The following is a 15,457-nucleotide window of genomic DNA, read 5'->3' on the forward strand; positions in this document are numbered from 1 at the left end:
ATAATGCATTTCGCGTGCCAATATTTCTTTTGGTTAATGCTAAGGTTTAAGGCAATATTAATGCATAGTCAATGTCGTTTTTTCCATTATGCAATTGCAATATGCATTGATTTCGCAATATGCAATTAACTGCTTTGTCACTAATTCCTCTGAGTTCATATCATTTTGTGCTGCTTTAGTTACATAGATATGGCAGAACTCGCGTATTTTGTCTAATTTTATAGCTATCGATTGAGAACGGTTCAGAGACATATGCAACCAGCACCGATACCTATAAATGATGACTACCGACTTAGTGTTCTCCAAACTCTGAGGTTATTGGCCACACCTGAAGAGAGGTTCGATCGAGTGACTCGCCTAGCTAAACGTATGTTTAGCGTGGACATTTCTATTGTAAGCATCGTTGAGCAAGATCGGCAATGGTTCAAATCTTGTGTAGGCCTCGATACTACTGAAACGGCGAGAGATATCTCATTCTGTGGGCATGCCATTCTTGGTGATGAGCCGTTCATTATCTCGGATGCTCTGTCTGACGAACGTTTTAGTGACAACCCACTTGTTGTATCTAAACCCAATATCCGATTTTATGCCGGTGTTCCAATTAAGTTAGCTGACAATGTTAAAGTGGGAACGCTTTGTATCATTGATAGCAAGCCTCGACATTTTAGTGACCAAGAAGTCCAAGATCTTATTGATTTGGCAAAACTCGCAGAAGATGAGCTAATAGCGTGCCTGGACAGTACGATTGATGAATTGACTCAAATTTCAAACCGTCGAGGCTTCAATAAATTGGCTGACAAGGTTATCAATCGATGTCGTTTCGCTATGGAGCCATACACACTGGCATCGTTCGATCTCAATCACTTTAAACTGATCAACGATACTTACGGGCATGGTCAGGGAGATGCAGCGTTAGCGACCTTTGCTCGATTGCTTGTTGAGAACTTTAGAGATTCCGATGTGATAGCGAGAATTGGGGGTGATGAGTTCGTTGTTCTCATGTCTGGAACCACAAGAGTGGATGCTAAATTTCCATTGATGCGTTTCAAAGATCAAATAGCGGTGTTCAACGGTTCGAGTGAATGCGAATTTGAGTTGTCTTACAGCGTCGGCGTGGTTTGCTTCTCACCTTTAGAAGATCTCACACACAATGATTTATTGTCTAAAGCCGATCTAGCAATGTACGCAAGTAAACAGGCTAACTAACGGATATTCTATTTATAAGGTTTCCACTAAATACTGATGTAACTCTCCGAGGGAAGTAAAAGTATACGTCGCTTCAGTCATGTTAGGTGACGTCACGTTACCATTGGAAATAAAGCAGCTTAAGCAGCCTGCATTTTCTCCGGTCTTTATGTCGTATTCGTGGTCACCAACATAAATAACTTGTTCCGATGTTAGTTGCCATTTTTCTATTAAAAAGAGTAATGAAGCAGGGTTGGGTTTGGCAGGAAAATCTTCTCGAGTAATGAGCTCATGAACCTCAATGTTATTGGATTTTAGCTTCGTCTCTGCAGCCTGACGACAATTGCGAGTAATGACGCCTGAATAGAGGTGCTTTTCTTCCATCCACTTTAGCAACTCATGTGCCCCCTTCATAAGCGTACTTGATCGAGCATCTTCGATTTCATGGCGAAGAATAATGTCGTTTAGTGCCCTGCGTTTAGCGTCCTCGCTCGAGCTAGCAACATGTTCTAGCAGATCTTTGTCATCAGGACAGGCTAGTTCTTTACGAAGAAGCTTAAAGTCGAGGTTGCAAGATACCAACGTATTATCCAAATCAAACACTACCGCTTTGAGCATTGAATTCCATCTCTTTTTTCACACATCCGGTAATGATAATGTATCCTGAACTTGTGTTAGTATCGATAGTTAATTTGGTGAAATTGTTGATATTGGCGGCCGCATCCCTTGCTGATGATCAAGTATGCGAATCGCTTCATGGATATTGACTTCGACTAGGTTAACCAGTGATTGCATCGCTTCAATATTCGGGACTGTATCGTTATCTAACTCACTTAGTAACACGTCTATTTTGTTGATAAGTCTATTCAACTCGGACTCTTGTGCTACCTTCCTCAGCGTTATAATGACGTTTTTGAGCCCGATAACGTCTTGTGAAGAATAGACTTTGACGAGTGTATTGAGCGTCTCTTCGCCGATGGATTTAAATTGCTCTATATTGTCTAACCGCACTTGTTTCGATTCGCTAGTTGAATCCAACAGCGTGAGTTCCGCTTCAGTATTGGTGCAGTCGAGTTGCATGATGTCGTGGCGCACTAACTGGATAACATTAGTGTTTTCAGGTGGCGTTGGGTTCACCAATAGGTGTTGGTACCTTTGGAGAGCATCGATAAAACTCTCTTTTTGCAGGGGCTTAGTCAGAATATGGTTTGCACCAGCGTCAACAAAATTATCATGAGCTTCTTTAAATACATCGGCGGTACAGCCAAATATGACGGTTTTTGACCCTAGCTCTTGTCTAATAATACGAGTTGCTTCTATGCCATCCATTACGGGCATATGATTGTCCATAATGATAAGGTCGTACTGTTTTTTACCGACTTTCTCTATCGCTATTTTCCCATTTTCCGCTACTTCTACATTGTGACCTTGTTTCATACAAAATGTCTTCGCGACGAGAGCATTAACTTTGTTATCTTCGACGAGAAGGATAGCAAGAGACTGAGCAATTGCCTGTTCATCGAGTGAGACCTTGTCTTTAAGCTGAATTTCTTTGTTCTCAATTGGTGTTAGGTTGGCGGTGACAGTGAATTTACTTCCTTTGCCTAGTTCGCTGGACACATAAGCGTCACCTCCCATGAGGTTGGACAATTTTTTTACAATTGCCAGTCCAAGCCCAGTTCCCCCAAATTGTCTTGTTGTAGATGCTTCTGCCTGAGTAAAAGGATCGAAGATTGTAGCTAGTCTGTCATTTGGGATGCCAACACCAGTATCAATGACATCAATATTCAATTGCTCTTTACTTTTCGACATTGAACTCTGAGAATTCGAAAAAACTAGCTCAACAGATCCACGCTCTGTAAATTTGACGGCATTTCCGAGCAAATTAAAGATTAATTGTCTGATTCGCGATTTATCTCCTCGGAACGATTTTCCGGATGGTAATTGATTGTTCAGTTTGAACTGAATACCTTTTTCATTGCAAATGGCTGAATACGTACTGATTATTGGAGAACAAAGTTCGTCTATCGCAAAGTCGATATCTTCAAGTTCGAGTTTTCCTTCTTCTATTTTTGATATATCGAGGATGTCGTTTAACAAAGACAACAAGTGGTTTCCAGACTCAAGCAAAACACTGAGTTGCTCTTTATGTTGCGCCTGTGTTACTGAGGACTCGAGAATTTGAGCCATGCCCAAAATGCCATTTAGTGGCGTCCTCAGTTCATGGCTCATGGTAGCAAGAAATGTTGATTTAGCTCGGTTGGAGGCATCTGCTACTTGGACCGCTTGTTGGAGATTCTGCTCCAACTGCTTTCTATCACTGCTGTCTCGTTCTACTGCGATAAACTGTTCGATTTGATTATGAATATTCCTAATCGGTGTAATAACAATGTCGATCCAATATGGGCGTCCATCTTTGTGATAGTTCAAAAGCTCTGATTGAACAGTATGCCCTTGGCTGAGTTCATCTGAAATTCGTTTTATTTCCTCCTTAGAAGTGTCAATTCCTTGTAGAAGATCACCTGGCTTCTTGCCAATGGTCTCTGTGAGTTGGTATCCAGAGAGCTTTTCGAATGCACTGTTAACCCATGTAGTTAGGCCATCTCTATTTGTAATCACAATGGCGTCGCTAGCGTGTTCAACTACCATTGCTAGCTGAGAACGCTCTTTTTCGTTGTCGAGCAACTCCTTGTTCAATTTGGCTTCTACATGTTGCTGTAGCCATTGACGCCAGTATAGATAGGCGCCCAAACACAAGAAAAGCGTTACTGATGACAAAGCGATTTGGAGCTTGGTATCGGAAGAACGTTGCAACCAGAAATCGTTGGTTTGATTTAGTAAACTATGAACTTCACTGTCTATTAGGGCTTTCTTTTCATTACTAATGTCTTGATTTACACGTTTGTTTAGCCGAACGTAGTTGTCTAGGGTGACGACACTAGTATTGTCGCGAAGTGTGTTTGATAAATCGCTTAAGTTGTTTTTAGCGTCAAGATAGCGATAAATGGAAAGCTTGTCAGTTTCATCCAGAGAATAATCACTCCAGAGCTTGTCTTTTAACGCTTGGATAGTCTTATTGGAATACTCTAGAGACACTTTTGCGCTGAGCAGACGTTCTAATCTTTGCGTAAACGACAACATTGCGTCTCGAACGGTTTTTGCGGAGGCTACTGCTGTCTCAGGTACAGGGTTTAGAATTGGAAAGTAGGCATTATGATTTTGTCGAATATTCTCATACAGTTTGTCAGATAACAGTTCTATAGATACCAATTCATTTGAAAACTGGTCATAAGTGCTGTTGTCACTATATTCAAAAACGTAGATCTCTTCGAGATTGTGAGTGACATTCTGAGACAGCGATAGGTACGCTTTCTGATAAGCTTCACTAACATAGCTATTGACGGCGCTTATCACAAGCCAACATGCGGCTATTAAAGTACCAAGCATGTAGAACAACTCTATCCGTGAACGGTTAAACAATCTCTTTTTCATCGCGCTAACTCCGTCAAGAGCGGGGGAGGCGGTGCTGACAGTGCATTAAGAAAGGCGCTAATTTCAAGAGTTGTGGTGGCATCTAACTCCCTTCCTAGCTGTACTTTAGCCATGGTGACAATCGCCTCTTCCAATGTCGCAGCACGACCATCATGAAAATAAGGTGCAGTCTTTGCGACATTTCTTAGGCTAGGGACATGAAACACCCCTTTATCAGAATTAATTCCAGTGACGTTGTAACGACCTAGGTCTCTTTCTTGACTAGTCGTAGTACTAACATTGCCAAATCTCTGAAAAAGGTTACCCCCAATGTTGGTTCCTTGATGACATACTACGCAACCCAAAGATTGGAACTTCTCCCACCCCATTTGTGCAATTGGCTCCATTGCATCGGTTTGCCCTTTAAGAAATAAGTCGAAAGGCGAATCTGGTGTATTAAGGGCGGTCATAAACATGACTAAGGCATTTTTGACCGTTTCTTCTGTGATGACTCCGCCAAAGTACTCGTTGAATTGCACGCGGTAGTCTTGCACCGATTGCACGTATTCAACAATGTTTCTCCAATTAGTATTCATTTCGAGAGGGTTGTGGACGGGACCGTCCATTTGTTTCTCTAGGCTTGAAGCACGCCCATCCCAGAAGAAACGAGTGTTATAGGCTATGTTGAATACTGTAGGAGAATTCCTAACACCTGATCCATTTACGCCTCTTGAGACACGGACATTTTCCGCACCATTATCGAAAATATGATGGCAAGATTCACAGCTCACTTGCTGATTGGATGACAGCCTAGGGTCAAGAAAAAGTTGTAGTCCTAACTGCGCCTTATTTTTGTCGTTGCCCTCTAGGTTGGTGTGTTCAATTGGAGCAACAAGGTGAACAATACCATATTGGTGTTTGTGGGCGAGGGAGTGGTGCTCTTCGTGCTTAAGTTGTTGGAGTGTCAGGGGCGAGTCAAAATTCAGAAGCAGGTAGGCACCAAGTATCAAAATAGCGAATAGTGAGGATAGCCACCTAATGAGAATTTTGTTCATACAATGTACACATAATATTGATCATATGTATCAGTATGGGATACTTATTTGTCGTTTCAATTAAAGCTAAAAAAACCAAAAAAAGAATGAACTCGTAGTTAATTTAAGGTCTTAGATATTGCTCTGTCTTGGCTGAGCTAGTTTGATCTACGAATTGGATTATTCAAAGGTTGGGTTTTTGTTTGTGGTTTGTTGCTTTTTGCTTTTTGCTACGCTTAATGTAACTTGTACCAATAACGTGTAATTGATTTCTTAGACCTATTATTGTCTTGGTTTTTATAAATTTTTTTGTTGGGTGGTTGTTATGAAAACTCATTTACGTGCGCTAACTTTAGCAACGGTAATCGGTGTTGCTCTATCAGGATGCAGTCCTGAGCCGGAACAAAAGGCAGAAGCGCCAGTTGTTCGTCCTGTTAAAACTATGGTCATTGGTTTAGAAAACCAAAGTATGATTCGTGAATTCCCTGCGCGTGTTCTCGCATCGAATCGTGCTGATATGGCTTTCCGTGTCTCGGGTAAGGTCAACAGCATTCCAGTGAAAGAGGGTGATAATGTTGAGAAAGGCACGGTACTTGCGACATTAGACGACACTAATTTCAAACTTGCTGTGCGTGATACACGTGCGACTTTGCAGCGAACTCAAGCTGACTTCAAACGCGCTCAAGAACTGATTAAAGATAACTTTATCTCCAAAAAAGATTTTGAGCAGCTACGTGCTAATTTGACACGTGCAAAAGCAGCATACGATAAAGCAAACACAGAACTTGGCTATACCAAACTTTTAGCGCCTTTTGACGGTTTTGTGGCACAGCGAGATATTCAAAATTTCGAAAACGTTGAAGCTAAGCAGGTGGTGTTTACTTTCCAAAACCTAAACACCCTTGAATTGAAATTTAATGTTCCTGAAAAGTTAGTAAGGCAAATTCGCGATGAACAAGCTGAAGATCCTGTAGAGATACCGGTTTTCGCTTATTTTGATGCAGCTCGAGAGAAACCATATCCAGTGACGGTGACGGAAGTGTCCTCTAAAGCTGATGCTGATACACAAACCTTTGAGGTGACGGTGACACTTGAGGCACCATCGGATCAAAATATCCTTCCAGGCATGACGGGCTATGTCACTGCAGATTTTTCTAAACTCCAAGAAACGAAAGGCTCAATCCAAGTGCCTGCAACTGCGGTAATTAGCGACAATGCACACAATGCCACAGTGTGGGTTGTTGGAGACGACAACACGGTTTCTCCAAAGCAGATCGAAGTCTCCACGATGTCTGGTGACAAAATCACGGTACTCTCTGGACTTGAAATGGGTGAACGCATTGTCACTGTAGGTGTTCCATTTTTGATTAAAGGTATGGAAGTGAGCCTAATGCCTGAAATCGATCAGGCGCAATAACTGTAACTCAGCAAGAAGAGATGTTTTATGAATTTAGGTGAGTATTCAGTAAAGAATAAGGTGAATAGCTGGCTTTTAGTCCTGCTAATGACCATTGGCGGTGTTTTGGCTTACTTTGAAATGGGGAAACTTGAGGACCCAGCATTCACAATCAAAGAAGCAAAAATTATTACTGCTTATCCAGGAGCTTCTCCTCAGGAAGTCTACGACGAGGTTACGTATCACATCGAAGATGCGGTGCGTCTTCTTGGGCAAGTTAAACGGATCAAGCGCTCAGTAACTCGTGAAGGTTTGTCGGATATTACGATTGAGTTTAAAGACGAATATACCTCGGCTGAAATGCCAGGCATATACGATGAACTTCGCCGTAAAATTGCTGACAATAAGCATAAATTGCCTCCGGGCGCAGGCGAACCACAAATTATCGACGATTTTGCCGATGTTTATGGTGGGTTCCTAGCGCTTAATGGCGAAGGTTATACCTATCGTGAGTTAAAAGATGTTGCTGACAACCTTAAGAAGCAACTAGTACTTGTCCCTGGCGTACGTAAAGTTGCAATTGATGGTGACCAAAAAGAAGTCGTTTATGTTCAGATGTCTAGAGCCAAAATGGCGGAGCTTGGCATTGATATGGCTACGATAGAGAACCTGTTAAGTTCTCAAAACTTGGTTTCCGATTCTGGTCGTTTCCGTGTCGGACCTGAGTTTATTCGAATTGAGCCTACAGGTAGCTTTAAACATGTAAGTGAAATTGAAGATCTACTTATCTCAAGTGACAGCAAGAAGCTAATTCGTTTAGGCGATATTGCCGAAGTAACGCGTGAATATGTCGAAGAGCCGTCGAAGCTCATCTACTTCAATGGAAAACCTTCGTTAACGGTTGGTATTTCAATGCTTCCTGGTAAAAACGTTGTGGAAGTAGGCGGATTAATCGCAGATAAGATCGCAAGTCTAGAGAACCAAATCCCTCTTGGTATGAACCTAGATATCATCTACGATCAGCCATCCGAGGTTGATCAATCAGTAGCTGGGTTTGTGACCAACACTGTCGAAGCGTTGATTATCGTAGTTGTTGTTCTGCTTGCCTTTATGGGTTTACGTGTCGGACTTATTATCGGCGCTGTATTGATGATTACAGTGGCAGGTACCTTGGCACTAATGCACATGTATGGTATCGAGCTACAACGTATCTCTCTAGGTGCGTTGATCATTGCACTCGGGATGTTGGTAGATAATGCCATCGTTGTCGCCGAAGGAATGATGATACGTATCAAGCGCGGTGTTCCAGCGATGAAGGCAGCCGGAGAAGTCGTAGGTGCGAATGGTTGGGCGCTACTCGGTGGTACCGCTGTAGGTATTCTAGCGTTTGCAGCAATTGGTATGTCTCAGAGTAACACTGGTGAATTTACCCGTTCTCTGTTCTACGTAATCCTAATTTCTCTGTCTTTAAGCTGGGTTACGGCAGTATCGACGACACCGCTGCTTTGTGCATTATTGCTCAAAAAAGATGACAAGAAAGAAGGGGAAGAAGAGAAAGACCCATACGCAGGTGCTGGCTTTGTAATTTATAAGAGCGTTCTTCAGTTTGCACTTAAACAACGAGCATTGACCATTAGTGTGATTTTGGCGATGTTTGTTGCATCGGTTTGGGGATTTGGATTCGTTAAGAACGCGTTCTTCCCAAATGCAAACACGCCAATGTTCTTCGTGGATGTTTGGGAAGTTGAAGGCACGGATATCCGTCAAACTCGTGATGATACGCTAAAAATTGCCGATTTTATTCGTGAACAAGAAGGTGTTGAATGGACCGCGAGTTTCATTGGAGGCGGTGCATCACGTTTCTCGCTGGTATATACACCACAAGACTCAACCAAAGCTTACGGTCAGATCATTGTTCGTACTGAAACACGTGAACAGATCGCACCGTTACAAAAGAAAATCGATACTTTCATGACAGAAAATATCGACAATATTGAGCCTAAAATCAAAGGGCTACGTATCGGTCCTGGACGTGACTCGAAAATTGAGGCTCGATTTGCTGGTCCGGATCCAGAAGTTTTGCGTGATTTAGCTTCTCAAGCTGAAGCGATCATGCACGCTGACCCAGAGACTAAGGAAGTTCGTAACGACTGGCGTCAACCGGTTAAGTTGATTAAACCAATCTTTAATGAACAGGTGGCTCGACAACTCGGGATCACTCGTACTGAGCTTACTGCTTCGTTAAAAGCAGCGAGTGAAGGTTCTCAAGTCGGTATTTATCGAGATGGTGTGAGGCTATTACCGATTTACTTCCGTTCCGATGCGAGCGAGCGACAAAATGTTGCTCAATTGATGGATGCGCAAGTATACAGCCCTGTTCTGCAAAGAACGGTTCCAATTGCACAAGTTGTCGTTGGCTTTGAAACAGTATGGGAAGATGCAATGATTCGTGGACGCGATCGTTTGACGACCATAATTGCTTCTGCGAACCCTACGGGTGAACTAGCAGCACCATTGTTTGAACGCCTTAAACCACAAATAGAAGCTATCGAACTACCGCCAGGTTATTCGATGGACTGGGGTGGTGAGTACGAAGATTCAGCAGAAGCGCAAGGAGCCTTGTTCAGTGCTATTCCAGTTTCATTCATCATGATGATTATTGTGGTTGTGTTGCTGTTTGGTAAAGTACGTCAGCCACTGATTATCTGGATTACTGTACCACTGGCAATCATTGGTATTACAGCTGGTCTTCTGCTGCTTGATGGTGCCTTTGACTTTATGGCGTTGCTGGGTGCATTGAGTTTAATCGGCCTATTGATTAAGAATGCGATAGTGTTATTGGAAGAAATCGATATGCAAGCGGAAGAAAAACCGCTTTATGATGCGATTATTGATTCTTCGATCTCTCGTATGCGACCAGTAATGCTTGCGGCATGTACAACGATATTAGGTATGATCCCACTACTGGGAGACGTATTCTTCGTTAACATGTCTATTACGGTCATGTTCGGATTAGGATTTGCGACCATTTTAACCTTGGTCTTCATCCCAGTAATGTACGCGATTTTGTTCAAAGCTAAGAATCCAGCTTAAATTACATTGAAATGATCAAAAAGGTCAGACTCATCGTCTGACCTTTTTTGTTTTCCGTTTATCTAATCTAAGCAAACAGATGGATTACTTACCTGTCTTAGCGACTAAAAACTCAGAGAAGGCTTTCCAAGACTTTTTGTCGGCGTCTTCACGGTAGTTTTTGGAACCAAACACAGTAAATGCATGTGGTGCACCACTGTAGGTGATCATCTCGTGCTCTACACCGTTCTTTTCTAATTCCACCGCAAGTTGTGCAAATTGAGACATGGGTATCGCAGTATCAGCAGTGCCGTGAAGCACTAGGATCGGCGCGTTAGTTTGTGCGTAGCTTTGTCCATCGGGCGTTGTTAGGCCACCATGAAAGCTTACAAAACCTCGCGCATTCATACCTGCTCGCGCGGATTCTAATACAGCAGCACCACCGAAGCAGTAACCCATGACCACTGTATCATCTAAGTTTCCACCAAGCTTGCCAGCTTCTTGTAATCCAGCATTCATAAGAGCTTGAAGCTTGGCTCTGTCTTTATAGAGCTCACCTGTGTGCTGCTTCTTGTCTTCAACTTTTGTAGGACGAACGTCTTGCCCGAATAAATCCACTGCGAATACGTTATAGCCCATTTCATTGAGCATTTCTGCTCGGTCTTCTTCGTATTCTGTGAGACCGTCCCAGTCATGAACTAACAACACTAGTGGCGCGGTATTATTCACTTTGGCCCAGTAGCCTTCATAAGGCTGCCCATCTACCTCATAGATAACATGTTCACCCGCTACAGAGTAACTACTGACTAACGCTGTACCAAGAAGCATTCCAATGAGTCTCTTATTCATTATTGTTTCCTCTTTACTGGCTTTATTGTCCTCGCACTACAAAGCTTAGTACGTACAATCCAGATTGAGGTGTAACCAATTGAATTTTTTATTGCGTGAAAGGCGAGGTTTTGATTTGAACGTAAAAAAGGGAAGCAGTCGCTTCCCTTGGATATTCGATTATTGGACTATACACTCATCGGTACTAATACCATGGTGCCTATGATTACGGTAATCAGGCCAGCAAGTACAGGAACCGAGGTACGCTTTACAACCTCAAATGGAGAAATATTACCCATACCCGATGTGGCGACGATAACACCAGAAACTGGCGAAATTGTACGACCTAGGTTTGAGGCTTGTAGCATTGGGATGATTAGGAATGCTGGATTTAATCCCATTTTTGCTGCTAGGGAAGGCGCAAGCTCAACGAATGCATAGAATGGCGCATTACCTGAACCTGTCGCAATCGCCGCGGCTACAGTCAGACCGGTGAGAATTAACATTAGTGCGACACCGCCAGCACCCGCCTTATCTGCAAGGTGAAGAAGATTGTCGATAGCGCCAATCGACATTAAGCCTTGTGCGAATACACCAGCTGCAACTAAGAGCATAACAACGCCTTTAAAGGCATCGGCCATACCTTGATAACAAGATTCTAAGTCTTCTAATGTTTTTTGGCCGTTGAAGCGCTTAGTAATAAAGTCGATGAGGGCACCTAGGAAGATAGAGCCTACAACGATAGTGTAGATATCAAGTGTAAGACCTGGAATCGTACGGCCATTGAAAAGGAAAACACCGATGATCGGTAAGAAAGGCAGAATGCAATAGAATGCCGGAGCGTCTACCTTCATTTCTGACACATCAACGCGCTCCATTGGCGTATTTTCTTTTTTATCTAGATATTTGTTCCAAAAAAATGCGGCAGCAGCCATAACAATAATGGCACAGATTGAAACAGGTAAGACGGTTTGTACCGCGAATACGTCAAGCGCAAGTCCAGACTTTTCAGCGGCAATCACGACGTCACCGGAAGTTGGAGATAGAATGATGGCAGCCGGTGAAGCACATACAGCTACCGCTGCTGGTCGAGAGATACCCATAGCGGTCATCATAGGGAACAAGGTTGCCATTAGTAGGACACCTAGGCCCGTTGCTGAACTTACCGCGAGAGACATCAAACAAGCCACAATATAAGCGGCAACAAGTAGAATGTAAGGAGATTTAATGAAAGAGAGGGGTTTTGAAAACTGTTTTACTACTACGTTGTTTGCGCCAATGTGAGTCATGTAAGAGGCAAAACCACAAAGTAGCATGATTTGCATACCCAGACCGCCGCCTCGATATTGCAGCATGTACTTCACGTATTCGAGTGAATCAGTAACGATGTTACCCGTAGAGGTGATTTTTGCCGGTAGTACGGTATGGCCCAAAATCCCTGTTAATAGCAGTAGTGCAATACCTGCAGTTAGTAGTACGCCAGCCGGTCGGTAGCCTTTTACAATGAAGTAGCCGACGGCGATCGTCACGACTAGACCAATTAATAGTTCTAACATAATTCTCCCTTGAAACTGTTAAATATCTAAAGTATCTATTTCAAAATATGTCAGAAACTGTACAAAATATTACACTGTGGCACGACAACTACATGCCGATGTAATGATCTAAGACAAACAATTAATTCAATTGAAAATAGTGGGTAATTTATCTGTTTTTTATTTGTTCACTAGCTGTTAATTTCAGATTAAATCACTACCACAAAAGTATTACTTGGCTCACAGTGAAGAATAGTTATCCAATCGGGAAAGAAATTTGCTGTGTGAATGATTTTGCTAAATACATTAGGTGTTACTGGTGTTTCTCATAGTTTATAGCCAAATTGATGTGACTAAGTTTTGCTATTGCCACTAACTAACAATGAGAGATTAATTCTTGGTTTCTATTGCAATTCTAGCCATGCACGACAGAATAATGTTATCACCTGCTTGAGAACTTCATCATGTATCATTCATCTATTAATCTTCTTGATGTTCGCGCTTTTGTGCTGGTCGCTAACTTAGGTAACTTTACAAAGGCGGCTGAAGCACTCAACGTGTCGAGGTCCCATGTTTCGAGGCAGATTCAATCGCTAGAAAAGCAAATGGGAGTGAGTCTACTTATTCGAACCACTCGAACAATGAAGTTAACGGAAGCAGGAAAAGCATTTTTAAGCTCTTGTGATGGTGCATTGCAGTCGATTGATCAAGCGGTACATGCTGCAATTGACGATGTGGAAGAAGTCCGTGGAAGTATTAAGATCAATTGTGTAGGTGGTTATATAGGTGAGGAGCTTGTTGCAAACTACTTATCTCAGTTTTTATTGAACTATCCAGAGGTTAATATAGAGCTTGATTTCTCGAGCCATCGAGTTGACTTACTCGAAGAAGAGTTTGATTTAGCCATACGTATGGGGGTATTACCCGATTCTAATTATATCGCTAGACATCTCACAAACATTGAAATGCAAACGCTAGCCAGCCCTGACTACCTTGCTAAATACCCTAAACTAACTCACCCCAAAGAGCTAAAGCAGCATAAATGCATTACAGGCTCAGTAACCAAGTGGCGCTTTGTAAATAACATCAATCAAGAAGTCTTCGAAACTTCCATTAACGGCGACCTTAAATGCAAGAACGGGCGTGTGCTAATTAATGCGGCAAAGTCTGGGTTAGGGCTAATTCGAGTCCCGATCCTTTATTGCGAGGACGAATTGGCGGCAGGGGTTCTAAAACCTGTATTTGATGATTGGGGTATTGAGTTGGTACCACTTTCGCTAATTTATCATAGGGATAGATATCAACCTCGTAAGATTAAGGAGTGTGTACGTCATTTAATGGCGTGCTTCAGTTCTTAATGTTTGTAATCTGGTTTTAGTCTCGTTATCTTGTTCAATAGAGTGCATAGTCTCATAGGCGTAGTTGAAGAGAAGGGCTAATTGTGCAGTTAGTTGATAAAATAAACGCAACTTTGATCAGAGATATAGGATCAAACGATGAGTTTGACTTTGAAGACCTCAGTGGCAAACTTGCTGAGGTAACTGAAGTTATTGGCTTTGAACATTATCTCTTTGCTGTTTCGGTGCCGGTGACAGTAATGAGAGCTGAAAATGTCGTGTTGACTAACCAACCTTTAGCTTGGCGGCAATTCTATGAAGATAATGAAGTCATGTACTTCGATCAAGTTGTACTTCATTGTCGGAATAGCATGCTTCCTCTCCAATGGCGATCTCTTCTCGCCAATGATATTCCAGATGATAAAAATGTGATCAAATTGGCGTCTGACTTTGGTTTGGGAGATGGGATTACGATCCCGCTTCGCGCCAACCATGGGTGCTTGGGGCTTATCAGTTTTTCTAATAGGAAAGGAACTCGGAAGATAGACCACGAATCAACGATCCTATCAACTTACGTGGGGAGTCTGGTTGCTGATTACATTAACGATATCAGAAACCATGTATGTGAAAAGCAGTTCGGACAAGTTAAATCGAGCCTCACACTTAGAGAGCAAATATGTTTAGCTTGGGTAGCGGAAGGAAAAAGTTCGTGGGAAGTGGCCCAGATTATTGGTTGCTCTGAGCGCACTGTAAATTTTCATATTCAGAATGCGAGTGAAAAGCTCAATGCATTCTCTCGCACTCAAGCGGTCTCTAAGGCCTTGCTAACCGGCTCTATCGAGCCTATGTTGGTTTATGGAAGCGTTGGTAAACCAATTTCGTAACGCTTCATTAATGGGGACACGTAAAGCGACACTTTTCGTATGCTCTAACATTCTAATCTTTCCATCACCTATGCGTTGATTCGGGATACCGACGTGGCGCATTATCCTTTCTATTCCTGTGGTTGTTGGCGTAATAAATGTAGTGAAGCCCTGCTCAAAACCATATTGCACAACCAAATAGAAAAGTAGTTCAGTAAAGTTAATGTGAGATGCTTGTTTGGATACCTCGCGATCGACTGCAAACCTTGAAAGCTCGATAACATTATGGTCGTCAAATGATTCTCCCTGAAGTAATTCTGGAAAAGTGTGCTTCAACATGTAAGGTGTATCGGCATGTATAAGCCTCCAACACGCGACGACCTTGTCCTGGTATTCAATAACAATGAATTTGGCATCCGGTCGATCATATTCATCAATGTCTAGTTGATTTTCAGTATTCAAAGACCAACGAAGTCTACGCACAAAAACATCATATCTTAGCGTGTGCATTTCGTATTTCTGCTTCTCGGTCAATTCATCATATTTTCGGATATAGACAATAGGTTCCATGGGGTTTCCTCCTATACAGTTTCATGCATAGGTTAGCGCCACGCTTTGGAGAGGATAACTGACAGTTTAGTCAGCTTGAATTATTGCAATTACGGAAAAGTCAACCTGTCAGTTTCTGCAGTATCTTATTTTCGATACAAGCGTATAACAGTCTTAAGACCCTGTG

Annotated in this window: 11 protein-coding genes; 5 read left to right on the forward strand and 6 right to left on the reverse strand. The window is 42.4% G+C overall.

Annotated features, from left to right (window positions below; translation table 11 throughout):
* The first annotated feature begins 252 nt into the window (after window positions 1-252).
* Window positions 253-1,206: a sensor domain-containing diguanylate cyclase gene (locus tag HOP38_RS19315; RefSeq protein WP_124941861.1), complete on the forward strand. Its 954-nt coding sequence runs from the start codon at window positions 253-255 to the stop codon at window positions 1,204-1,206.
* Between the two features lie 12 nt (window positions 1,207-1,218).
* On the opposite strand, the gene HOP38_RS19320 is transcribed toward HOP38_RS19315, so the two are convergent.
* The 3 genes from HOP38_RS19320 to HOP38_RS19330 all read right to left on the reverse strand — a co-directional run bounded on the left by HOP38_RS19320 (window position 1,219) and on the right by HOP38_RS19330 (window position 5,711).
* A complete protein-coding gene (locus tag HOP38_RS19320; protein ID WP_198558733.1) occupies window positions 1,219-1,803 on the reverse strand; it encodes an HAD family hydrolase in 585 nt (194 codons plus the stop codon).
* A 69-nt stretch (window positions 1,804-1,872) separates the two neighbouring features.
* Window positions 1,873-4,677 carry an ATP-binding protein gene (locus HOP38_RS19325; protein WP_198558734.1) on the reverse strand — a complete coding sequence of 935 codons (2,805 nt, stop codon included), beginning with the start codon at window positions 4,675-4,677 and terminating at the stop codon, window positions 1,873-1,875.
* On the reverse strand, window positions 4,674-5,711 hold the full coding sequence (locus HOP38_RS19330; RefSeq protein WP_198558735.1) for a cytochrome-c peroxidase: 1,038 nt from the start codon (window positions 5,709-5,711) through the stop codon (window positions 4,674-4,676). Before HOP38_RS19330 ends, HOP38_RS19325 begins: the two co-directional genes overlap by 4 nt.
* Before the next feature lie 304 nt (window positions 5,712-6,015).
* On the opposite strand from HOP38_RS19330, the gene HOP38_RS19335 reads away from it, so the two are divergent.
* Both HOP38_RS19335 and HOP38_RS19340 read left to right on the forward strand, forming a co-directional pair.
* The gene (locus HOP38_RS19335) at window positions 6,016-7,107 is read left to right on the forward strand and encodes an efflux RND transporter periplasmic adaptor subunit (RefSeq protein WP_006069073.1); all 1,092 of its coding nucleotides are present in this window, start codon (window positions 6,016-6,018) and stop codon (window positions 7,105-7,107) included.
* A gap of 27 nt (window positions 7,108-7,134) precedes the next feature.
* Window positions 7,135-10,179 carry an efflux RND transporter permease subunit gene (locus tag HOP38_RS19340; RefSeq protein WP_198558736.1) on the forward strand — a complete coding sequence of 1,015 codons (3,045 nt, stop codon included), beginning with the start codon at window positions 7,135-7,137 and terminating at the stop codon, window positions 10,177-10,179.
* An 84-nt stretch (window positions 10,180-10,263) separates the two neighbouring features.
* On the opposite strand, the gene HOP38_RS19345 is transcribed toward HOP38_RS19340, so the two are convergent.
* Window positions 10,264-11,007 (reverse strand): dienelactone hydrolase family protein, encoded by a 744-nt coding sequence (locus HOP38_RS19345; protein ID WP_088878172.1) that lies wholly within the window; start codon window positions 11,005-11,007, stop codon window positions 10,264-10,266.
* A 167-nt stretch (window positions 11,008-11,174) separates the two neighbouring features.
* Window positions 11,175-12,542, reverse strand: a complete 1,368-nt coding sequence (gene dcuC, locus HOP38_RS19350) for an anaerobic C4-dicarboxylate transporter DcuC (protein WP_006069070.1) — start codon at window positions 12,540-12,542, stop codon at window positions 11,175-11,177.
* A gap of 443 nt (window positions 12,543-12,985) precedes the next feature.
* Between dcuC and HOP38_RS19355 the strand changes: the two genes are divergently transcribed.
* Together HOP38_RS19355 and HOP38_RS19360 are read left to right on the forward strand one after the other, a co-directional pair.
* Window positions 12,986-13,879 (forward strand): LysR family transcriptional regulator, encoded by an 894-nt coding sequence (locus HOP38_RS19355; protein WP_198558737.1) that lies wholly within the window; start codon window positions 12,986-12,988, stop codon window positions 13,877-13,879.
* 83 nt (window positions 13,880-13,962) lie between these two features.
* A complete protein-coding gene (locus HOP38_RS19360; RefSeq protein WP_006069068.1) occupies window positions 13,963-14,742 on the forward strand; it encodes a helix-turn-helix transcriptional regulator in 780 nt (259 codons plus the stop codon).
* Here HOP38_RS19360 and HOP38_RS19365 read toward each other — a convergent pair.
* Window positions 14,683-15,291 (reverse strand): acyl-homoserine-lactone synthase, encoded by a 609-nt coding sequence (locus HOP38_RS19365; RefSeq protein WP_062455600.1) that lies wholly within the window; start codon window positions 15,289-15,291, stop codon window positions 14,683-14,685. The two genes, HOP38_RS19360 and HOP38_RS19365, sit on opposite strands and share 60 nt — an antisense overlap.
* Window positions 15,292-15,457 lie beyond the last annotated feature (166 nt).

It is taken from the genome of Vibrio mediterranei (genome assembly GCF_013364395.1).
In the GTDB taxonomy this organism is placed as follows: Bacteria; Pseudomonadota; Gammaproteobacteria; order Enterobacterales; family Vibrionaceae; genus Vibrio; species Vibrio mediterranei.